The organism is bacterium, assembly GCA_030685015.1.
Lineage (GTDB): Bacteria > CAIWAD01 > CAIWAD01 > CAIWAD01 > CAIWAD01 > CAIWAD01.
Genome location: JAUXWS010000076.1, coordinates 1 through 22,227, shown reverse-complemented (window position 1 = coordinate 22,227; position 22,227 = coordinate 1). Strand labels below are relative to the sequence as shown.

17 protein-coding genes and 1 pseudogene are annotated in these 22,227 nt (G+C 70.1%); 15 read left to right on the top strand and 3 right to left on the bottom strand.

Translation table 11 applies throughout. The features are described 5' to 3' along the window. The first annotated feature begins 8 nt into the window (after window positions 1-8). From Q8O14_11145 to Q8O14_11120, 6 genes are all read left to right on the top strand, one after another. Window positions 9-2,471 carry a UvrD-helicase domain-containing protein gene (locus Q8O14_11145; GenBank protein ID MDP2361286.1) on the top strand — a complete coding sequence of 821 codons (2,463 nt, stop codon included), beginning with the start codon at window positions 9-11 and terminating at the stop codon, window positions 2,469-2,471. A gap of 67 nt (window positions 2,472-2,538) precedes the next feature. Next, on the top strand, window positions 2,539-5,934 hold the full coding sequence (locus Q8O14_11140; GenBank protein ID MDP2361285.1) for a tetratricopeptide repeat protein: 3,396 nt from the start codon (window positions 2,539-2,541) through the stop codon (window positions 5,932-5,934). A 1-nt stretch (window position 5,935) separates the two neighbouring features. Next, the gene (gene nadC / locus Q8O14_11135) at window positions 5,936-6,808 is read left to right on the top strand and encodes a carboxylating nicotinate-nucleotide diphosphorylase (protein ID MDP2361284.1); all 873 of its coding nucleotides are present in this window, start codon (window positions 5,936-5,938) and stop codon (window positions 6,806-6,808) included. Then, entirely contained in the window at window positions 6,805-8,637 is a 1,833-nt protein-coding gene (locus tag Q8O14_11130; GenBank protein MDP2361283.1) for a choice-of-anchor J domain-containing protein, read from the top strand. Before nadC ends, Q8O14_11130 begins: the two co-directional genes overlap by 4 nt. 94 nt (window positions 8,638-8,731) lie before the next feature. Then, on the top strand, window positions 8,732-9,301 hold the full coding sequence (locus Q8O14_11125) for a transposase (GenBank protein ID MDP2361282.1): 570 nt from the start codon (window positions 8,732-8,734) through the stop codon (window positions 9,299-9,301). Next, a complete protein-coding gene (locus Q8O14_11120) occupies window positions 9,298-10,695 on the top strand; it encodes a hypothetical protein (GenBank protein ID MDP2361281.1) in 1,398 nt (465 codons plus the stop codon). The genes Q8O14_11125 and Q8O14_11120 overlap by 4 nt, the downstream gene beginning before the upstream one ends. 5 nt (window positions 10,696-10,700) lie before the next feature. On the opposite strand, the gene Q8O14_11115 is transcribed toward Q8O14_11120, so the two are convergent. Then, complete coding sequence (locus tag Q8O14_11115) at window positions 10,701-11,570, bottom strand: SDR family NAD(P)-dependent oxidoreductase (GenBank protein ID MDP2361280.1); 870 nt, start codon at window positions 11,568-11,570, stop codon at window positions 10,701-10,703. A gap of 131 nt (window positions 11,571-11,701) precedes the next feature. Here Q8O14_11115 and Q8O14_11110 point away from each other — a divergent pair, with 131 nt between their 5' ends. Beyond that, window positions 11,702-12,769, top strand: coding sequence for an AI-2E family transporter (locus tag Q8O14_11110; protein ID MDP2361279.1), 1,068 nt, complete (start codon window positions 11,702-11,704; stop codon window positions 12,767-12,769). Between the two features lie 83 nt (window positions 12,770-12,852). On the opposite strand, the gene Q8O14_11105 is transcribed toward Q8O14_11110, so the two are convergent. Beyond that, window positions 12,853-13,470: a hypothetical protein gene (locus tag Q8O14_11105; protein ID MDP2361278.1), complete on the bottom strand. Its 618-nt coding sequence runs from the start codon at window positions 13,468-13,470 to the stop codon at window positions 12,853-12,855. 453 nt (window positions 13,471-13,923) lie between these two features. Here Q8O14_11105 and Q8O14_11100 point away from each other — a divergent pair. The 7 genes and pseudogenes from Q8O14_11100 (at window position 13,924) to Q8O14_11070 (ending at window position 20,712) form a co-directional block, all read left to right on the top strand. Next, window positions 13,924-14,408 (top strand): annotated as a pseudogene (locus tag Q8O14_11100) (DUF4256 domain-containing protein). A gap of 54 nt (window positions 14,409-14,462) precedes the next feature. Then, a complete protein-coding gene (locus tag Q8O14_11095; GenBank protein MDP2361277.1) occupies window positions 14,463-15,692 on the top strand; it encodes a hypothetical protein in 1,230 nt (409 codons plus the stop codon). Window positions 15,693-15,770: 78 nt separating this feature from the next. Beyond that, window positions 15,771-15,968, top strand: a complete 198-nt coding sequence (locus tag Q8O14_11090; GenBank protein MDP2361276.1) for a hypothetical protein — start codon at window positions 15,771-15,773, stop codon at window positions 15,966-15,968. Beyond that, complete coding sequence (locus Q8O14_11085; protein MDP2361275.1) at window positions 15,959-16,288, top strand: YnfA family protein; 330 nt, start codon at window positions 15,959-15,961, stop codon at window positions 16,286-16,288. Before Q8O14_11090 ends, Q8O14_11085 begins: the two co-directional genes overlap by 10 nt. Before the next feature lie 58 nt (window positions 16,289-16,346). Then, window positions 16,347-16,556, top strand: a complete 210-nt coding sequence (locus Q8O14_11080) for a TOBE domain-containing protein (GenBank protein MDP2361274.1) — start codon at window positions 16,347-16,349, stop codon at window positions 16,554-16,556. A gap of 183 nt (window positions 16,557-16,739) precedes the next feature. After that, window positions 16,740-19,250: a HAMP domain-containing sensor histidine kinase gene (locus tag Q8O14_11075; protein ID MDP2361273.1), complete on the top strand. Its 2,511-nt coding sequence runs from the start codon at window positions 16,740-16,742 to the stop codon at window positions 19,248-19,250. Beyond that, entirely contained in the window at window positions 19,240-20,712 is a 1,473-nt protein-coding gene (locus Q8O14_11070; GenBank protein ID MDP2361272.1) for a sigma-54 dependent transcriptional regulator, read from the top strand. The genes Q8O14_11075 and Q8O14_11070 overlap by 11 nt, the downstream gene beginning before the upstream one ends. Before the next feature lie 877 nt (window positions 20,713-21,589). Here Q8O14_11070 and Q8O14_11065 read toward each other — a convergent pair. Further along, entirely contained in the window at window positions 21,590-21,787 is a 198-nt protein-coding gene (locus Q8O14_11065) for a hypothetical protein (protein ID MDP2361271.1), read from the bottom strand. Window positions 21,788-22,015: 228 nt separating this feature from the next. Here Q8O14_11065 and Q8O14_11060 point away from each other — a divergent pair. Continuing rightward, a partial coding sequence (locus Q8O14_11060; protein MDP2361270.1) for a ribbon-helix-helix protein, CopG family occupies window positions 22,016-22,227 on the top strand: 212 nt, incomplete at its 3' end.

The window sequence follows — 22,227 nt, the reverse complement described above, 5'->3', positions numbered from 1 at the left end:
TCTCCACGATGAACCTATCCGACCTGAATCCCGCCCAGCAGGCCGCCGTGCGTGCCATGGAGGGCCCGGTGCTCATCCTGGCCGGCGCCGGCAGCGGCAAGACCCGCGTGCTCACCAGCCGCATCGCCTGGCTCCTCGACCAGCGCCAGGCAAAGCCCTGGGAAATCCTGGCCCTCACCTTCACCAACAAGGCCGCCCGCGAGATGAAGGAGCGGATCGGCGCGCTGGTGGGCGGCAGCGTGGCGGACATGTGGGTGGGCACCTTCCACAGCATCTTCGCCCGCATCCTGCGGCGCGAGGCGGAGTTCATCGGCTATGGCCGCAACTTCACCATCTATGACGCCGACGACCAGCTCAAGGTCGTGCAGGATTGCATGGAGCGCCTCTCCCTCAAGAGCGGCCAGCTCAATCCCAAGCGGGCGCATTCCGTCATCTCCAGCGCCAAGAACTCAATGCAGGACCCGGAGAGCTTCGCCGCCTCCGACAGTGGATTCATCCACGAACGGTTGAGCGAGATCTACCGGGAATACGCCCTGCAGCTGCGCAAGGCCAATGCGATGGACTTCGACGACCTGCTGCTCAAGCCCATCGACCTCTTCCGCGACCACCCGGAGCGGCTGGACCTGTACCAGCAGCGCTTCCGCTTCCTCCTCATCGACGAGTACCAGGACACCAACCAGGCCCAGTTCGAAGTCAGCCGCCTCATCGCGCAACACAGCCGCAACATCTGCGTGGTGGGCGACGACGACCAGTCCATCTACGGCTGGCGGGGCGCCGACCTGCACAACATCCTCGATTTCGAGCGGACCTGGCCCGAGACCCGCGTCTTCAAGCTGGAGCAGAACTACCGCTCCACCGAGACCATCCTCGAGGCGGCCCACGCCGTTGTGTCACGCAACGCTTCGCGCCATCCCAAGAAGCTGTGGACGCAGAACGGGCGGGGCGAGCCCATTGCGCTGCTGCTGGGCGAGGATGAGACGATGGAGGCGGCCCTCGTCTGCCGGCGGATCGTGGAGCACCGCGAACAGGGCGGCGCCTGCCGCGACGTGGCCATCCTCTACCGGACCAACGCCCAGTCCCGCGCCCTGGAGGAGGCCTTCATGCGCCACGGTCTGCGCTACCAGATCGTGGGCGGAACGCGCTTCTACGAGCGGCGGGAGATCAAGGACCTGCTCGCCTACCTGCGCCTGCTGATCAATCCGCGGGACATGGTGAGCCTGCTGCGGGTGATCAACACGCCGCGGCGGGGCATTGGCGAAGCCACCGTGGCCCAGCTGCGCCAGATCTGCGCCGCCGCCGGGGTGGAGGTGGTGGCGGGCCTGCAACGGCCGGAGCTGCTGCACGAGCTGGGACGGGGCGCCCCGGCCCGTCTGCACGAGTTCGGGCGTCTCCTGGGCGACCTGAGCGCCCTCCAGGAGAGCGGCAAGCCCAGCGAGGTGCTCGAACTGCTGCTGGAACAGACGCGCTACATCGAGCACCTGGAGGCGGAGGGTCCCGAGGGCAAGCCCCGGGTCGAGAACGTGCGCGAGCTGCAGGCCGCCCTCCAGCATTACGAGGAGAACAGCGAGCTGGGATTGGCCGGCTTTCTCGAAGAGGTGGCGCTGGTGGCCGACGTGGACGCCTGGGACGACAAGGAGGACCACGTCACCCTGATGACCGTGCACAGCGCCAAGGGCCTGGAGTTTCCCGTCGTCTTCGTCACCGGACTGGAGGAGGGCCTTTTCCCGCTGGCCGGGGCCTTGGACGAGCCCGAGCAGTTGGAGGAGGAGCGCCGCCTCTTCTACGTGGCCGCCACCCGGGCCAAGCGTCGCCTCTTCCTCTGCCACGCCCGCATGAGGCGCCGCTACGGGCAGGCGGGGGGGGCCCTGCCCAGCACCTTCCTCGATCTCATCCCGGCGGAGCTGGTGGACCGCTCCGCCGCCGGCAGCCGCTTGGCCGCCCCGGCCAGCCGCTTCAGCTGGCGGGACGAGCAGACCCGCTGGGACGGCGAGAGCCAACTGCGTCCCATCGGCGGGCGCGGCGTGCCGGGACGACCGGAACGACGACCGGTTCCGCCTCCGCCCTCCCCCCCGCCGCCCATCCGTCCCGGCTTCGCCGGCGGGGAGCTGGAACTGGACCAGCCCGAGGAGCATGGTCTGCCCGCCCGTCCGGCCGGGCCCGCGCCGACCCCCGGCGGGCGCCGCGCCGGCCGTCCGCGCCTGGGTCTGGACCGGGAGCGGGAGGCCTTGCTCAACCAGTACAGTCCCTTCCGCAAGGCCGTGCCGGTGCGGGATCCCTCCTCCCAGGTGGCCGAACTGGCGGATCCGGAGGACCTCTTTCCCGGGGCGACAGTGCTGCACGAGACCTATGGGCGCGGCGTCATCATCCATTTGACCGGCCTCGGCGGCGAAACACGGGTGAGCGTGCGCTTCGAGTCGGTGGGGGTGAAGAAACTGCTGGCCCGTCTGGCCAGGCTGCGCCTGATCGGGTGAAGAAGTGGCGGCGGGACCTCATCTTGTGCCGGTGACGAGTGGAATCAAGGGTCGGATTCGGATGGACATGACACGACGCCCCCACCTATCTTCCCGCGGCCTCTTGCTCGCCGTCCTGCTGCTCTTGGCCGCCGGCGAGCTGTGGGCGGCCGCCTCGCTGGCGGAGCAGCGCGAAGCCAGGCACGCCCGCCTCTTCCTTGCGGATGACCGGCCGGATCTGGCCGTGGCCCAGTGCCGGCAGTTCCTCGACCGCTTCCCCGCCTCCTCCCTGGGCGACGAGGTGCTGCAGATGGAGGGCCAGGCCTGGCTGGCCCAGGGACGGACGGCGGAAGCGCTCGCCGCCTTCCAGGGCCTGCTTGTGCGTCATGGCGACTCCCCCCTGGCTCCCGCCGCGCAATTGGCCGTGGGTGATTGCCATCATCGGCTGGGCCGCGCCCGCGACGCCCAGGCGTCCTGGCAGCGCATCGCCGAGCGCTACCCCGCCTCACCCCTGGCCTTGACCGGATTGCTGCGGGCGGAGGAGCACCTGTCCCGCAGCGATCGTCCCGCCCGCCAGGATCTGCTGCGGCGAGCCCTGGAGCTGGATCCGGACAGCGAAGCCGGCCTGGAGGCCAGGCGGCGCTGGGCCGTCCTGCTCCTCGAGGAGGGGCGCGAGGAGGCCGCCCGCCACCTGTTGGAGCGCGTGGTGCGGGAGGCGGCGCCCGGCCCCCTGCACCGGTCGGCCTTGCGCGAGCTGGCGGCTCTTCACGCCCGTGCCCAGCGGCGGGAGGAGGCGCTGCTGACCTTGCAGCGGCCGCTCGACGACTACGACGACACACCCTGGCGGGGCGGACTTTGGCTTGAGCTGGCCATGGGCCGGCTGGATCAGGGCCGCTATCCCGAGGCGGAGCGCGGCCTGCGGGCCGCGCTGGCCATGGCCGATCCCCGGCTTGACCGGCCCACTATGACGGACAGTCTTCGTCTGCTGCTGGCGGACGCCCTCGCCTTCCAGGCGAGGCACTCCGAAGCGATGGAGACGCTGCTGGCCGGCCGCCGCCAGGACGCCTGGGTCCAGGCCCGGCTGGGTTGGTGCCTGGCGCTGGATGGCGACTCCAGCCGTGCCGCCCTGCGCTGGGCCGCGGCGGCGGAGTCGCTGATGACGCGCTCCCGCCTGGATGAACAGGAATCCCGCCTGCTGGCCACCAGCCTGGAGCAGCTTGCCCTTTGCCAGGAGGCCAGCGGAATGAGCGCCCTCCCCTGGGAGCGGCTGGCGGAGATGGCGAGCCAGGTGCCGCCGGGCGCCCCCGAGGCGACGCCCCTTGCCGCCGCCCTGCTCCGCCACGGATTGGCGTCGGCGGCAAAGCGACTGCTGGCGGGCAGTGAGGACTTGCCCCGCCTGGCCGACCATCGCGGGCTGCTGCGGCTGCAGACAGCCCTGGCGCTGGGGCAAGGGGGCCGCGCCCAGGACTTGGCCCGCATCTTCCGCGACCGTTGGCCGGGATCGCCCCTGCGGGAGGAGGTGGATCGCCTCTCACCCGATCCCAGCCGGGCCGGTCGGCCGCAGGATGAGCTGGACCGGCGGCGCGAGGCCTGGGCGCGACAGGCGCGGCCCGGCCCCGAGGATCTGCGGGCGCGCATCCTGGAGTTGGAGACCCTGCGGCGGGAAGGCCGGAGCGACCGGGAGGAGCTGGCCGGCGAACTGGTCCTCCACTGGAATCATTATCGCAAGGCCCTGGCGGCCCAAGGACGCGACAGCGGCGTCCAGGCCGACTGCGCCCGGCGGACCATCGCCTGGACGGACAGCCTGCGCCGGCCGGCGGGCGTCCACCTGCTGGCCAGGGCCGCGGCTCACGAGGCGCTGGGGGATCCGGCCGCGGCGCGCCGGCAGTGGCAGGGCGTCCTGGACGGCCATGGTGAGGAAGCCGCCGCCGCCGTAGCGGTCCGCCGGCTGGCGCCCCAGCCGGACAGCGATGGCACGCAGCGGGCCAGGCTGGCCGAGCGGCTGGGTCGGGACTGGGCCTGGCACCCGGCGGCCGATTCCATCCGCCTTGAACTGGCCGCCGCTGAGCGCCGCGACGGTAGGCCCGCCGTCAGTCTGGCCATCTGCGACAGTCTCCTTGCGGGACATGAGCAGTGGCCGGCGCCCCTGCCGATCATGCGACTGGGCCTGGCGGGGGCTCTGGAGGAGAGTGCGCTCAGCCTGGAGGCACTGGGGGACCGGGCCGAATCCCGCCGCCGCTGGCTGCGCGGGGTGGCGGCCGCCGGGCCGGACTCCCTCGTCGCCGCCCGCCTTCTGCTTCGCGTGGCCCGCAGTTTCCAGGCCGATGAGCGGACGGAGGACGCCCGCGGCGCCTGTCGGGCACTGCTCGCGGTTTGCGCCACCTGTCCGCCGGCCCGCCCCGCCCGCCGCCTGTTGGCGGAGCTGTGCGTGGAGGAAGGACGTCATGGCGAGGCCCTGGTGGAGCTGGAGCCGCTCGCCCCCGCCGCCTCCCCCGACCTGGGTCTGCGCGCCCAGTGGGTATCCGCCCTCTACCGGGCCGGACGAGCGGATCAGGGGCGGGTGGAGTTCCAGCGTCTGCTGAAGCAGGCGCCCCGGGCCATGGGCGACAGCATCAAGGCCTCCGCCAACCTGGCCCGCGGACTGCAATTGCTGGAGACCGGCGATGGGGCCCAGGCGGAGAAATCCTTTTCGCTGGTTGTCACCGACCTCGGCCGCATGCCGCAGGCCCCGGCCGCGCACCTGGGGGTGGGTCTCGCCCAGAAGGCCCAGGGCAAGGCCAGCCGCGCCGTCAAGACCTTCACCGAGGTGGAGAAGCGCTGGGCGGGCCAGCCCGTGGCCGGTCGGGCCGCTGGCGAGCGGGCTGTCCTGCTGGCCGAGGCGGGCGACACGGCAGGCGCTCTGGCCGCGGCGGAGGCCGCCGTGGAGAGGACGCAGGGGCGGGATCGCCGCGAGGCCCTGGGTCGCCTGGCGGATTTGGCCAGCCGGCTGCAGCGGCCGGCGGCCCACCGGCGGGCGCTGGAGCGTTATCGTGTTGACTACCCCGACGCGCCTGACATCCTGGCCCGCCGGGTCGAGGAGGCGCGTCTGCTGGCAAGGAGCGGCGAGACGGCCGCGGCACGCTCCGCCCTGCGCGCCCTGCAGGCGGAGGCATCGGAGGAGGAGGCCGCCGAGATCCAGTTTAGGTTGGGCGAGGTGGCGGAGGCCGAGGACGACCCGGCCGGGGCGGCGCTTGAGTACCAGAAGGTGCCGCACCTGGATGGACCGGGGGGTCTGGATTGGGGAGCAAGCGCCCTCTTCGAGGCGACGCGCTGCTGGCGCGGGATGGGTCGTCTGGGCCAGGCGGAGCAAAGCTTGCGGGAGATCCTGCGCCGGGAGGGCGAGCCGTCGGGCCACGGCCGCCGGGCCCTGGCCGAGCTGGAGGATCTGCGTCAGGAGCTGGAACGGCATGAAGGTGCCGGGGAAAGGGACAGGGACCGTGACTGACATGCTGGCGGCGGCCGCGCCGCTCATCCGGTTGGCCCTGGAGGAGGACCTGGGACGGACGGGACCGCCCTGGCTGCCCGGCGACATCACCGGTGCCGCCTGCGTGCCCGCCGGGGTCCTGGGCCGGGCCTGGATCGAGGCCCGCCAAGCGGGCGTCCTCTGCGGCCTGCCCCTGGTGGCGGAGGTCTTCGCCCAGGTGCGCGACGACTCTCCCCTGTCCTGCCAAGCCCGCAAGGCGGACGGCGATCATGTGACGGCGGGGGAGCGCATCGTGGAGCTGGAGGGATCGCTGCACGCCATCCTGGCCGGCGAGCGGACGGCCCTCAACTTCCTGCAGCGTTTGTCCGGCATCGCCACGGCCGCGGCGGAGTTGTCCTCCCTCACCGGGGGCCGGCCCCGGGTGCTGGACACGCGCAAGACGACTCCCGGCTGGCGGGTCCTGGAGAAGCTGGCCGTTCGCACGGGCGGCGGCCACAACCACCGCATGGGCCTGCACGACATGTACCTGATCAAGGAGAACCACATTCGGGCGGCGGGGGGCATTCCCGCGGCGGTGGCGGCGGCGCGCCGGCATCGCGGCGGGGAGCATGCCGGCCCGCCCATCGAAGTCGAGGTGGAGAACCTGGCCGAGCTGGAGCAGGCCCTCGCCGCCGGCGCGGACCTGATCATGCTGGACAATTTCACGCCGGACCGGCTGGCGGCCGCCGTGGCGCTGACCGCCGGACGAGTCCCGCTTGAAGTGAGTGGCGGCATCCATGCCGGAACGATCCAGGACTACAGCCGGGCCGGCATCGATCTTGTGTCCGTGGGCGCCCTGACGCACAGTTGTCGGGTCTTCGACTGCTCGCTGCTGGTGGAGACATGCACACCATGAGAAGACCTGTCGCGCTGCTGTCGATTCTGCTGCTGGGGGCGGTCTGGTTCGCCCTGCCGCCCGCCGGGGCCCAGGTGGCGGGCAAGGGAACACCCCGCGGCACGGACGTGCGGCTGGTGGAGGGCTTTGAGAGCGAGGCGTGGCGCATCGGCTGGACGGTGGTGGACGGGGACGGCGGCGGCACCACCTGGGGGCGCCTCGGCGTCGACCAGCATTACCGGCCGCGCGGCGGCTCCTGGTCCCTCGGCTCGCGTTTCAACGAGGATGGCCCGCCCAGCGACGACTGGCTCATCACGCCGCCCATGAGGGCCGACAGCGCCAACCGCACCTTCACCATCTACTATCGCAGCCAGGATCCGGACTGGCCGGAGAATGTGGAGTTCCTCTCGCTGCATACGGCGGTGCCGCTGGCGGTGGGCATCCTGGCCTCCCGGCGCGGGGACTTCACCCTCATCCGCCACCAGGAGAACATCCCCACCGAATGGCAGCAGTTCCAGCACGTGGTGGAGCCCGAGGACGGCGGCGTCTGGTACTTCGCCGTGCGCTGCGTGTCGCCCAACCGCTTTGTGCTGCTTGTGGATGACGCCAGCGGCTTCTGGACGCAATCCCTCAGCAACTGGGTGCTCGAACCGGCCTACGAGCGGATGGACTTCGGACTGCTGCGGCAGGAGGAGCGGCGCACGCGTCCCTTCCGCCTCTGGAACATGCACGAGGATTCGCTGCTGGAGGTGACGATCAGCCACCGGCCGCGGGCGCCCTTCGTCATGTCGAGCACCTGGAGCGAGGGCGGCACGCTTGATGTCACGCCGGAGGACAGCCTGGGGGCGGTCGCCGGCGTCTTCCCCGTCATGGTCGACGGCGCCGACACGATCCGCTATCAGGGCAGCTTCAGCGACTCCCTCGTGCTTGACCTGTTCCACCACGCCGGCGAATTGGCCCGCCTGGTCATTCCTTTCACGGCGGCCATCTGGGAGGCGGACTCCCTGGAGGACCTGCTCCTTCACGAGACCTTCGAGTCCGACACCCTGGCCGCCGGCTGGGACAGCGTGGTGGGCGAGGGCGCCTCCGATCCGCTGGGCTGGCAGTTCGGATCCCATGCCAGCTCGGCCAACTTCACCGTGCCGCTGGGCAGCCGTTTCGCCTACATCAACAGCGACGGACGAGGCCGCTTCACGCCGGCGGGCCTGCCCCTGACCCAGGACGCCTGGCTGATCACGCCATGGCTGGACGTCTCGCGCACGGCGGAGGGAGACCCGGCCCGGGGACTGCTGCTGGGCTGGGACCAGGTGTATGACAGCCGGGCCGGCGGTTGTCTGGAGCTGTGGGCGGACAGCGCCGGCACAGGCTGGCGTCTGGCGGGACAGGCGACGAGCTCCACCGTCTGGACCAGCCGCGACCTCGACCTGTCGCGCCTGGCGGGTGCGGACAGCCTGCGCCTGGCTTTCCGCTTCCGCGGCGCCTGGTCCTATGGGGCGGCGGTGGACAACGTGGTGCTGCTGCCCGTCTCCGAACTGCTGCCGGGGTTGGCAGCGCCCGAACCCCCACCACCTCTGCCGACGGCCCAGGTGGCCATTGCGCCCAATCCCTTCAATCCGGTGACCCAGGTCCGCTACGAGGCACGGGAGGCGGGGCGGCTGGAGATTCGCGTGCACAATCTCCTGGGACAGCAGGTGATGAGTCGCGGACCCTACCTGCTGCGGCCCGGGGACAACACCTTTGCCCTCGATTTCGGGCAGCTGGCCAGCGGCGTCTATCTGGTGCGCCTGGTCAGCACGGATGCGGGGGGAAGGATGGAGCAGCACCTGCGGCGGGTGACCTTCCTCAAGTAGGAGGTGCGCTTGTAGGATGGGCACGTCTCCCGCCGGAGCAACCCGACCTCATCGCCCGTGCCCATCCTACGTGCTTCCAGGACCAAGCAGGCGAATGGAGAACCATGGCGACCAGGCGCACAACCATGCTGGACACGACGTGAACTACCGCCGCTGGCGCATCCCGGGCGGGACCTATTTCTTCACGGTGGTGACGCAGGACCGCCGCCCCCTTCTCCTTCACTTTTACGAGCGCCTGCTGCGCTCCATCGCCTGGACACAACAGCGCCGTCCTTTCGAGTTGGACGCCTTCGTCGTCCTGCCCGACCACCTCCACACCATGTGGACTCTGCCCCCGGGCGACACGGACTACTCGTCCCGCTGGCTCTGGATCAAGCGCCGTTTCTCGGAGGGCCTGCCCGGCGGCGTGCTCAACGCGTCGCGCATCAAGAAGGGGGAGCGCGGCATCTGGCAGCGGCGTTTCTGGGAGCACAGCATCCGCGATGAGCAGGATTGGCGGGCACACCTGGACTTCATCCACGCCGACCCCGTCAAGCACGGCCAGGTCCGCGCCCCCCGCGATTGGCCCTTCAGCTCCTTCGCCACCTGGGTCGACCTGGGATGTTACCCCGCGGAATGGGATGGGCGGCACGCCCTCGAGCGGGAAGGAGTGGGCCAGGAATGAGCTGGTGGCGCCCACCAAGACCGCTGCTGGGGTTGGCCTTGCTGGTCCTTCCCGCCGCGGCCCTGGCCGGGACTTGCCTCCTGCCCCGGCCCGTCGACAAGGGCGCCCGCATCGACGAGAACTTCCAGCATGTCACGGCCAGCGCGGACGGCTTCTTCCACCTCCACTGGAACTCCACGGGCGACAGCGCTCTCGCCCCCGACCGGGTGCCGCGGATCCTGGCGGCGCTGGAGGCGGCCCATGCCCACTACCAGGCGCTGCCTGAGGTCTGGGAGATCCCCCTGGGTCCGCGCCCGGCCTATCCCGTCCTTGTCCTGCGCCAGCCCATTCCCGGCGCCACCACGCTCCCCTTCAGCGATGGCGGGGTCGTGGGTCTGACCTGGATCCAGCTGGACCACGACTTCAGCCGCTGGGGTGGCGATCCCGACCGGTTGCTGGAGGCCACCTGCGCCCATGAGCTGTTCCACGCCCTGCAGTTCGCCCAGGGGGCCGACACGCGGGATCTGGCCTTTTACGAGGCAAGCGCCGTGTGGGCGGAGGACCAGGTCTTCCCCGACCACGACGATTGGTCGGAGCGCTACCTGCCCGCCCTCCTCGCCGACCTGCACCGGCCCCTGGACCAGACCGGCGCTTGGCGCGAATACGGGGCCGGAGCCGTGCTCAAGTATCTGCTGCACGGCGAAGGAAGCTGGCGGCCCTGCCGCTTGGCGCTCGAACTGGCGGGCCCCCTGCAGCGCTGCTGGCCGCTGGCGCTCCATTTCCTGGAGGCGGATCCCGCCACGGAGCTGGCCGGTGCCCTGGGCGAGCTGCTGCGCGCCGGGGACGGGGCGGAGAGTCGGGCTTGGCGCGTGCCGGAGCTGGCGGCCATGCCGCCGGTGGCGCGCGGTGGGCTGCCCGCCCTGACGAGGGAGGGCGGCGTGCCGGCGGGGATGGATCTGCTGCCCGGCCTATCCTGGCGCGCGTTGCCCCTCGAGGACAGCGGTGTCCTGCGGTTGGCGGGGCGTGGCGCCTGGCTGCTGCGGGAGGCGGGCGACGCGCCCGAGGCCTTGGCCGACTCCGCCCGCTTGCACGTGCAATCGCCTGATTGGCTGCTGCTGGTGAATGCGTCAACGGCTGCGGCGGGCGGACTGCAATGGGTGGAGTGGGAGGCTGCCTGGCGGGCCGGGTTCCGCGTCTGGCCCAATCCCGGAGGCCACCACCGATGGATTGAGTTCGCGGGCGGGGCCTTTCCGCTGGAGTGCTTCAATTTGCTGGGGCAGCGGGTGGGCGGGTGGAGCCCCCCCGGCCCCGGTCCCGGACCCTTCCGGCTGGAGCTGCCCCCCGCCGCGACAGGCACCCTGCTGCTGCGCGACGCCCGCGGCGCGCGCGGCCTTGTCCTCACCCTGGCGCCCTGATCCCTTCATGCCGGGGCAAGCCGGGACCCCGTCAGCTCCTCGCACAGACTCCACAACCGTTCTTCACGCTCCTCGTCGCGGAACTGGCAGGAGACTTCCTGCCGCCGCTGGTAGAAGCCACCGGTGGCGCCATCGAGGCCGGGATCCGTCGCCAGCCAGACGGCGGTGTCGGCCCCCTGCTGCACGGTGCGCCCCCGGAAGAGGCCGGCGGCGCGCAGGGCCAGGCGGGTCAGCGGACCCACTTCGCGGAAGAGCCCGGTCTGCACCAGGCCGGGGGCCATGGCGTTCACGGTCACGCCGCGGGCGACGACACGGCGGGCCAGGGCGCGGGTCAACATGCGGTTGCAGGCCTTGGACTGGGCGTAGGCGCGACTGCCGTCGAAGGGGTGGTGCTCGAACTGCAGGTCCTCCAGGTCGGGGGCCAGGGCGAAAGTGGAGGCCACATTGACGATGCGCGCCGGCCGCCCGCCGCGCCCCTCGGCGCCCGCCTCCAGCAGGTCGAGCAGTTCGAGGCTGGTCAGGAAGTAGCCCAGCACGTTGGTGGCGAAGGTCAGCTCGACGCCGTCCGGGCTGGGACGGCGGCCCGGCACGTGCACGCCCGCGTTGTTGACCAGCACGTCCAGCGGCCGGCCCTCCCGGCGCAGACGGAAGGCCAGGGTGCGGATGCTCTCGCGGCTGGCCACGTCCACCTGGCGCAGCTCGACGGAGGCGTGCTCGTGCTCCCAGCGGATATCCTCCACGGCGCGGGCACCGGCCTCGCCGTCACGGCAGGCCAGGATGAGACGGGCGCCGCGGGCGGCCAGTTGAAAGGCGATCTCGCGCCCGATGCCCGAGTTCGCCCCGGTGATGAGGACGGTGCCGATTTCAGGGGTCATGGTCCACTCCCTCTCCGGCGGACCACCCCGGCCCGCCCGCAGCAAGGTAGGGCGCGACGGGGAATGGGAGTGGCCGCCGTTGCAGACCCGGTCTTTCCTTGGGAGATTGGGCCGTCAGCCCGGGAGGAGGGATGAACCTGGATCAACGACTGCTTCAACTGCTGCAGCTGGCCGGCATCGCGCTGGTCATCATCGCCTGTTACCAGGTGCTGAGTTTCTTCATTCCCGCCTTCCTCTTCGCCCTGGTGACCTGCGCCTCCAGCTGGCCGATCTTCGAGGGTCTGCGTCGCCTCCTGCGGGGTCGTTCCACACCAGCGGCCCTGCTCATGGTGGTGTTCATGATCGTGCTATTCCTTGGCCCCACCGCGCTGCTGGCCTCCAGCTTGGCGGACAGTGTCACCTCCGCCGTGAGCGCCACGCGCAACATGCTGGACACCATGCGCAGCCTGGTGGACGGCGGCAGCGCTGAGCCACCGGCTTGGCTGGGGGAGGCACCCGTCTTTGGACCTTGGTTGGACGCTCAATGGCGGGACTTGGCCAGCGGCGGCCAGGAAGCGGCTGTCATGGCCAGGAGACTCCTGGACCCCGCCGGGGATCTGCTGCTCATGGCCGGTCGCGCCGTGGGACGCGGCCTGGTGCAGATGGGCTTCGCCGTCTTCATCGGATTCTTCCTCTACCGCGATGGCAATGTCCTGGCCGCCCAGCTCCGCGCCTGGCTGGAGAAGCTGGCCGGCCCCCTGGGCGGCGAGCTGCTGGACACCACCCACGGCACGGTGGCCAGCATTGTCCAGGGACTCTTCGGCGCGGCGCTGGCCCAGGCCCTCGTCGCCCTCATCGGTTTTCTCATCGCCGGCGTGCCGGGCGCCTTCCTGCTGGCCTCGGGCACCTTCCTGCTCTCCTTCATCCCCATCGGGCCGCCCCTGCTCTGGGGCGGGGCCAGCCTCTGGCTACTGCATGAGGGATCCTGGGGCCGCGCCCTTTTCCTGGCGGTGTGGGGCCTGGCGGCGATCAGCAGCATCGACAACCTGGTGCGCCCCTACCTCATCAGCCGCGGCAGCCGACATTCGCTCCTGCTCATCGTGTTGGGGGTCTTCGGCGGCGTGGCCGCCTTCGGCTTCATCGGCATCTTCATCGGGCCGCCCATCCTGGCAGTGGGGCAGGCCCTGCTGCGCCGCTGGATGGCGCAGGCGGAGGAGTAGGCCTCCCCGGCGGCCAGGTGGAAGGGCTGGGCATGACTCCCGCGGTGTGGGATCAGCGCGGGATCGGCCTTGGATCCTCCACCTCATGGAGAGGATTGACCCGCGGCATGGTCCGCCAGCATGCGGCCCCGCTCCTCCTCCAGGCAGGCCGGGCAGTAGCTGTGGGAGAAGTCCACGTCCCAGTAGGTCTTGAAGTAGCTCTCGAGCGGCAGCCAGGTCTGCTCGTCCGGCCGGATCTTCTTGCAGACGGAGCAGATGGGGAGGAAGGACTGGATGTCGGTCAGCTCGCTGATGTTGTCAATGACGAGCAGGACGCGCGCCTGGTCCATGTACTGGAGCGGCGTGGCGGTGACCAGGGCGCAGATCTCCTCGACCACGTCGGCGCGGTGCAGCTCCATGCGCGCCCGGCGACGCACCACGATGCGGCCGCGGGCGGCCTCTCCCACCGAGCCACGGATGACGCATTGGCGGCAATGGGGCGAGTGCCCGCAGCCGGCCGGCGTCTCGGTGGCATGGATGCAGAGCATGGCGTCGCCGGCCCGCCGCAGCCCCACAAGCTGGGAATCCTGCCCACCGAGCAGGATCTGGGTGGCCGCCCGATTGTTGTCCAATACACGCACATCCTCGTCCACCACCAGCACCAAGGCGGGCAGGGCGTCCAGGATGGCCCGCAGGCCGAGCACATTGGTCAAGGACTCCATCAACCCTCCGGGGGTCTGATTCAGGGTGGCGGCGTCCCTTGACGTGCAACCGTCAGCCCATGTGACCTGCCACATACATCGGCAGCCTCGTTGTGAAACTGAAGATGATTCGCTTATTCCGCTGGATCCCACTTTGGTGTGCCCGGCCATCTTCTGCTTGCCAATCCTTCGCTGAATGGGCACCTTGGCCCACGACCTGCCGCACGAACCGGAGATCCCATGTGGAATGACAGGGTGGAAGGCTTGCGCGCCCTTATCCGGGTGGGCCGTCAGTTGGCGCCACGGGCGTGGCCAACGTCATCGAGCCTCCACAACAATCGTCGTGGAGCCGGCGGCTCCGCCCTGAACGAAGTGCGAAGTCGGCCAGGACAACAGGTTGAAGGAGAGTGAGGAGTGAAGGCGGCCCAACATCAGGAGTTGATCAACACGCTGGAAGAGCGCTTCCGGCAGCACATGATTCGTCATGGCGGGATGGACTGGAGTCTGGTCCTGGCCAGGCTGGAAGCCCATCCCGCAAAAGTCGCGGTGCTGCAAGGGATGGAGACCACGGGCGGGGAGCCGGATGTGGTGGGAAGGGACCAGGAGAGCGGCGGGGTCGTCTTCTGCGATTGCTCGCCGGAAAGCCCCATGGGCCGCCGCCGCTTTGCTATGATCGCGACGCCCTGGACGCGCGAAAGGAAAACAAGCCCAAGGGATGCGCGTTGGAAACGGCCTCGGACATGGGCCTTGAGCTGCTCACGGAGCAGCACTATCGGGCGCTGCAGGAGCTTGGGGAGTTTGACAGGAAGACCTCAAGCTGGATCAGGACCCCGGACGAGATCAGAGTCCGGGGGGGCGCCCTTTTCTGCGATCGGCGATATGGGCGCGTCTTTGTCTACCACAACGGCGCGGAGTCCTACTTCGCGGCCAGGGGCTTCCGTGGCCGGGTGGTGGTGTGAGCCTGGGGCAGGTGGGGCGGAATGAAGCAGGGGTCGCATCAAGGCGGGGAAACCATGGACGCGGAGCAGATCCTCGATCGATTGGAAGATCCGACCGCGCTGGAGGCGCTGCACCGGCAGTCGCCCAAGGACTTCCGCCGCGCCCTGGCTGCGGCGCGCGCCATTCGGCCCGACGAGATCGTCCTGCGTGTCTGGGAGGCGCGGCTCGCCCCCGGCCAGACCAAGGCCCCGGGGCTGCGGGAGCTGGTCCCGGCCCTCGCCATCGCGCTGGGGGGCGGTCTGCTGGTGCGCGTTCCCGCCTTCTGGCTCGACTTGGAGTGGTACTACCCGCGCTTTGCGCCCCTGTGGGTCATCCTTGGCCTGGCGCTCTACTTCTGGCGGGAGGGGCGCGAGCGGGGCCGGCTGACGGCCGGCCTGCCGCTGGCCGCGCTGGCCGGCGCCCTGGCCGGCCTGCTGCCCGGCGACGGCGACTCGGTGGCCATGGCACTGATCCACCTGCCGATCCTCTACTGGGTTTTCCTGGGCTTCGTCTTCACCGGCCCGGCCTGGCGTGGGACGGAGGCGCGCCTCCGCTTCCTTCGCTACAACGGCGAACTGCTCATCCTGGGCAGCCTGGTCGCGCTGGGCGGCGGCGTCTTCAGCGCCATCACCATCGCGCTCTTCGAGCTGACCACGCCGGGCAGCGCGGAGTGGTACGCCAGGAACATCGGGGTGGTGGGCGCCGCGGCGGTGCCCCTGGCCGCGACCATCCTCTACGACAAGGTCTTCCACCGTCACACCGGGATCGCCTCCATGCTCGCCCGCATCTTCGCGCCGCTCTTCCTCGCCATGACCTGCACCTACCTCGTGACGGCCCTCGTGGGCGGTCAGAACCCCTTCGTCGACCGCACCTTCCTCATCACGGTGAACGGGCTGCTGGTGGTGGTGCTGGGCATGGCCCTGCTCTCCACCGCGGAGCGCGGCGGGGACGACGCGGTGGGCTGGGTCGACCACATCAACCTGGCCCTGCTGGCGGTGACGCTCCTGATCGACCTGCTGGCGCTCTCGGCCATCGTGTTCAGGCTCGCCTCCTTCGGCTTCACGCCCAACCGGGTGGTCGTGCTGGGGGCCAATCTCTTCATCCTGGCCCATTTGGCCCTGCTCTTCCGCGCCCAGCTTGGCTTCGTGCGCGGCGGCACGGGGGTCGACGCCTGTCGCCGGGCCGCGACCGGCTTCCTGCCGGCCTACGGGCTCTGGGCCGCGATCGTGTGCCTGATCCTGCCCCTCGTTTTCCGCTTCACATGAGAGCTGTCGCGTTCAGGGAGCGCGGCCGCCCGAGGCGGCGGCCGGCCGGGCGGACCCGCCGCGGGAAAGGAGATGGCCATGATGGAATGTGACGGGGTGCGGCTGCGGCCCCTGGAGCCGGAGGATCTTGACCTGCTTCACGCCTGGGCCTGTGACGAGCAGCTGGGCTTCCTGTCTGGCTGGGGCCCGCCGGAGGGGCGCGCGGCCTTCCACCAACGGCGCCGGGAGCCTGACCCGGTGGCGGGTGAAGGAGCAAGGATCCAGTCATGGCCCTGAAGACTCTCGGTCTCTTCCTTCTCACCGCGGTGGCGGAGATTCTCGGCTGCTATCTGCCCTACCTCTGGTTGCGGGAGGGAAGGAGCGCCTGGTTGCTGCTGCCGGCGGCCCTCAGCCTGGCCCTCTTCGCCTGGCTGCTCTCCCTGCACCCCACGGCGGCGGGACGCGTCTACGCCGCCTACGGTGGGGTCTACGTGGGCGTCGCCCTCCTCTGGTTGTGGGCCGTGGACGGTTTGCGCCCCACCATGTGGGATCTTGTGGGGGCGGCCGTTGCGCTGGCTGGCATGGCCATCATCATGTTTGCGCCGCGTGGCGCCTGACCTGCCGGCCACCCAAGGCCTGGCGGAACCCGGACAACCCAACGCAAAGGAGACTCACATGAAGCCTGGAGCCCGCAACCAGATTCGCGCCAAGGTCACCTCCGTGACGCGCGGCGAGGTCATGTCCCTGGTCAAGTTCGAGGCGGAGGCGCCCGCCGCCATGGCCTCCGTCCTCACCAGCGAGTCCGTCGACGAGCTGGCCCTTCAGGTGGGCGATCGCGTCACCCTCCTGGTGAAGGCCGTGCATGTCATGCCGGTGAAGGAATAGCCCCCGTCACTTTTTCAATGCCAGGTTGGTGCCAGGCCGGTGCCAGGTCGGTGCCAAGTTGGTGCCAGGCACTTGACCAATGGGAAGGCGGCTGCACCCTCGCATGAGTGACGCAATTGGTCTGAAGGCCCCTACCGACGTGAGACAGGGTGTCCTCCCGGCATGCGGATTGCATTGTGATCGATGAAAACAGAGCGAGCCATGCCGCCCCAGCGTCCCCAGCGCTTCTTCCTGGAAAGCCTGCCCCGCACCCTGGCCCTGGGTCTGCTGGCCGTGCTGTCCTTCGCGGCCGGCGCCGGGCTGCTGGCTGAGTTCTGGCTGGCGCCCGGCGTGGGCTGGGAGGGCCGTTCCTATATGATGGAAGGGACCGCCGGCTGCGCCACGCTGGCGGACCTGGACGGGGACGGCCGACAGGAGCGCCTGGTGATCCCGCGCCCACATTCATCCCTGCCGCCCTCCATCAAGATCAACCGGCAGCAGCCGGACACCCCGCTGCCCAACCTGCAACCCTTCCTCGCCGGACGCCATTTGCTGCCGGAGCTCTTTGCCGCATCCAGCGCCGACGGCAGCTCCTGGCTGGCGGCGCTCACGGCCTCGGCCGACACCACCACCATCTTCCTGAACCTGTGCCGCCGGCGGCCCCATGAATCCGACTACCAGATCTACTGGCAGAACCCGCTCTTCACCCCGGCCACCCATCCGCATTCCTGGCAGAACGCGCCGGAGCTGAGCTGCTTCCTCTTCGTCCCCACCGCCGCGGGCGAGCGCGCCCTGATCTCTGTGACCGCGCACTTCCTGGGGTGGCGCGGAGTGGTCATGGCGGATCTGGGCGGGTCTGAGCCCGGCTTCCAGTTCTTCCCCTGTGGCGCCAGCCAGAACCGCCGGGCGGAGGACCTGGCCCTGGACGTCCACGGGCGGCCGCGCCTCTACAGCGAAGGCCTGATCGCCAGGAACGGCAACAGGCTGGGCGGCCTGGACGACAGCTGGGGAGGGCTGCTCTCCTTCGATCCCGACTCCGGCTTCCGCCCGGGCCTGAACCTGGGCGTCGCCCACAACAGCTACGGGGTGGTGGTCGCGCCGGACAAGCGCCACCTCCTGCTCCACACCTCCATGCGTTTCGCCCCCCAGGCGGGGGACACCTTCAACCTGGCCCTGGTGGACGGCTGGACCCAGCGCTTGTTGTGGAAGCACCATTGGCCGGGCCTGATCTCCGCCGACTGGGGCGGGACGTCGCCTGGCGCCGAGTTCCCGGAGGTGCTGGTGCTGGATGCGGAGCGCCTCAGCCGCTGTCGCATCCATCCGCTGCGCGTGACGGGGACCCTTGCCTTGCCCGCCGATGGCCACCGGCCCCGCTTGGTGGAAGGCCATGTGACCATGCGCGCCCCGCGCGACGAACTCTGGATCCTGAGCCGCGATGGGCGCTCGCGCGGACGCATCCATGTGGCCCAGCCCCGGGGCGAGCTGCTGCACTGCCAGGGTCCGGGCATGGGCCGGCTCGTCGTGCACGTGCTGCACGACGACTGGCTGGAGTCCTTCGCCCTGCTGCCGGTTCCGGTCTGGCGGCGCCTCGGTCGGCAACCTGCTACCTGGTGGGCCGGCGGTGGCGGACTCCTGGCTTTGTTCATGCTGCTGGGAGTCCGCATCCACCGCCAGGAACGCCTCCTGCGCGGCATCGTGGACGACAACGCACAGCCCGTGGCCCTGGTCGACTCCCGCGGCAAGGTGCTCTACGCCAACCGCGAGTTCCACGCCCTGTGGGCGGACGAGGGCACGCGCCGCCGGCTGGCCGCCCTGCTGGACGGCCTGGCGCCCGAGGACAGCCGCACGCTGGAGACGGGCGGGCGTTGGTTGCGCTGGTTCCGGCGGCCCCTGGAGCGCGGACCCCGCCCGCTGGGCAGCGTCTGGATCGGGTTCGACGAGACCTCCGAACGCGAAGCGAGCGAGGGACGCAAGTTCCGCAGCCTGGCGGGCATGATCACCCACGAACTGAAGTCGCCCATGACGCCGCTGCGCTTGGGGCTGGACCAGCTGCGCCGCGAGGTGGAGGCGGTCCACCCGGGCGGCACGCCGGGCCTTGAGCGCGTGCTGACGCGCATGCGCGAGGAGCTGGAGCACATGCACCAGCTGGTGCGCCAGTTCATGCGGCTGGCCGGTGAGCGGCAGCCGGAAGGGCGCCTGGATCTGCGCGGGACGGTGCCCCAGGCCCTGATCCATTGCGGCGCCAGCCACCTGCCGCAGGTGGATCTTGCCCTCCGCCTGCCGGCCGGGCCGGCCTGGATCCGCGGCGACGGGGAGGGTCTGGCCCTGGCTCTGGGCGGCCTGCTTACCAATGCGCTGGAAGCCATGGAGCGCGCCGGCCCGCTGGTGGTGGATCTGCACGAGACGCGGCGCGAGGACGGCTCGCCCGGCTGGCGCCTGGCCATCCAGGACAGCGGGCCGGGCATCCCCGACGAGCTGCGCGAGCGGATCTGGGAACCGGGCTTCAGCACCAAACCCGATGGCTATGGCTATGGTCTCTTCTTCGCGCGCAAGGTGCTGCGCCAGAATGGCGCCGCGCTGCGCCTGGAGAGGGTGGTGGAGGGCGGCACGCTGGCCCTGGTGGACTGGCCGGCGCTAGCGGACGTCAGTGGGGACGGGGCGGACGGGCCATGCCCGGACCTACCCGGCAGGACGGGGGGACAGCATGGCGGCTGAGCGCATCCTCATTCTTGAAGACCAGGAGCAGGTGCGCGCCTCCCTGGCCGACAGTCTGCAGAGCGCGGGCTACCGGGTGGAGACCCACGCCGAGGCGGAGGGGGCGCGGGAGGCGCTGCGCCACCGGCCGGTGGATCTGCTGGTGGTGGACATCCAGTTGGCGGCGGCGGACCGGGGAGGGCTGGACTTCCTGCGCGCCGTGCGCGCCTTCGATCCGGGCTTGCCAGCCCTGGTGGTGAGCGGACGGGACACGCGGGACAATGTCTTCGAGGCCGGCCGTCTGGGCGCGCAGGCCTTTCTCTCCAAGGGCTCCTTCGGCGAGGCGGAGTTGCTGGCCGCCGTGGAGGAGGCCTTGCGCCGCTTCGAAAACGGCGGCGCGCCCGACGCCCCCGGCTCCGCCCTGGAGCGCATGCTGGGCCAAAGCCGGTCCATGCGCCGCCTCAAGGCCCAGATCCGCCGCTTCGCCCCCCTGGACATGCCCGTCCTCATCAGCGGCGCCACGGGCACGGGCAAGGAACTGGCCGCCCACGCCCTCCACGAGTGCGCCCCGGAGCGGTGCGGACGCCCGCTGACGGTGGTCAATTGCGGCGCCATCCCCGAGACCCTGATCGAGAGCCACCTCTTCGGGCACAAGCGCGGCTCCTTCACCGGTGCCGTGCAGGACGCCGCCGGGCTCATCCGCCAGGCCGCCGGCAGCACGCTCTTCCTCGACGAGGTGGGGGAGCTGAGCCCCGCCGCCCAGCAGCGCCTGTTGCGCTTCCTGGAGGACGGCCTGGTGCGGAGCGTGGGCGACACGCGGGAGGAACGGGTGTGCACCCGCGTGGTGGCCGCCACCCACCGGGACCTGGGCGAGGCCGTGCGCCGGGGCCACTTCCGCGAGGACCTCTTCTACCGCCTCAACGTGTTGCCCCTGGTCCTGCCGACCCTGCGCGAGCGACCGGAGGACCTGCCCCTCCTGGCCGACCATTTCCTGCGGGAGGCAGCCCGCCAGAACGGTCTGCCGGCGCGCCGCCTGGCGGAGAACTCGCACACCGCCCTGGCCACCCACGACTGGCCGGGCAACATCCGCGAGCTGAGGAACCTGATGGGCCGCTTGGCGGCCCTCTGCGACGGCGGGGAGATCACCGTGCACGACGTGGAGCGCGAGGCTCCGGTCGCCCTGCCACTGCCCACCCATCCTTCGCCGTCCTTGCCGCAGGGCACGGCGCTTCCGGTTGGCACGTCGTCTGCGTCATCATCCCGCGGACCCGAAGCGTGGCCGGAAGCTGTTCCGGATTTTCCACGCACTGTCGCTGAAATTCGACACCTGAAGGTTTTTCGCCACGAGGTACAGCGCGCCTATGTGCAACACGCCATCCGGCTATGCGGCGGCAACGTGACCAAGGCGGCGCAGCGGCTGGGGGTGGATCGGACATCGGTTTATGGCTATCTGGGGGACGGTGCAGGCCACCCTGCGCCCTGAGGCAGCATGCCACATTTCAATTTCTCGAACTAGGGCAAAGCTCCTCGACCTCGAGGAGCAAGTGCAACAGCGGTGGCGTAGCTTGCATTTCGGATTCGGGTGATGACTTTCTCGTATGAGGAGTAGACCTTCAATGGATGTTTGAAACCATGGACTTCTCATTGCAGGGTGTTGAACATCGACTCGAAGGCGTCCAATTGCTCCTGGCTGTACTGCGACAAGTCGGTGCCCCTGGGGAGGAACCGGCGGATCAGGCCATGGCTGTTCTCGTCTGAAGCCCGATGCCAGGGGCTATGCGGAACTGCAGCGAAGATATTCAGCTCTGTGGCCTCGGCCAGCGCCTTATGGCAAGCCATTTCCTTGCCCTGGTCATAGGTGAGAGTCTGGCGGAGCGGCTGGGCATTCGGGCGAAGGCCTCACGGAAACTTTCCAGTGCAGTTTCCGCTGTGGCGCTCATGACCTTAACAGATAGGATGATCCGGCTGGTACGAGCCACCATTGTGCCGACGGCGAACCAGTTCCCCGCGCCCTTGATGGGGTCGCCTTCCAAGTGGCCGGGAACAGCACGATCCTCCACCTCGGGCGACCGAAGGTGGATGCTGGTCTTGTCGGGAAGGCATCCTGACGTTTCAAGATACAGCCACGCGCTTTACCACGTAATCCAACTGGGTCCCGCTGATCGTCCCGCCCGCCGATGATGGCAACGATGGGCCGTCGGACCTGGTCCCGACAGCCCATTGGCTCAAACCGCAGAATTGCTCGGGATGATGAAGGGCAGGTAGTTGTCGCGGTGGATCACTTGGTGCCCGGCGTCGGGATAGCCCATGCGCCAGGCGCTGGGCACGCTGTCACGGCGCGGGGCGCTCCACTTGAATTCTCAGCCGGACAGGCGGCCGCCCTCTTCCTCCACCAGGTCGATCTCCTGCCGGTCGTGGGTGCGCCAGAACCGGCGATTGACGTGCCGGCCCGCCATATCCAGGCCCTTGTGGCGCTCCACCACCAGGTAGCTTTCCCACAAGGCGCCCAGGTCCTCGCGCAGCGGAAACGGGTGGATGGGCGGCCGTGGGGCGCGCAACTCCGCACCGCCGAAGACGGTGGCACCCACCTCGGCAGGGGCCTGGGCAGACCGGCAACTCGTGCGACTGATCCGGGATGACTGGGACGCGGCCACGGCCTGGCGCAAGGTCGGGAGCGGATGAGCGGCCGTGCAGGAGGCTCCCGCCAGCGCCGGCTTGACGTGTCTTGCGGGGAGTAGTACAATCCGCCCGCAATACGCATTACGATATGACTTGCAGGTGGTGTGATGATCAGTCTGCGCTTGGGCGAGGCCCTGGAGGGCGAGTTGGAGGCGGAGGCCCGGCGAAGCGGCCGGACGCGGTCCCAGTTGGTCCGTCAAGCCCTGTTGGAGTACCTGGCGGGCGCCGAGCGCCAGCGCCGCTATGCTGGCGCGGTGGCGGAATTGCAAGGGGCCTACGGGGATCCGGCGAGCCGCCGGGAGGCGCTCGCCCGGGCGGA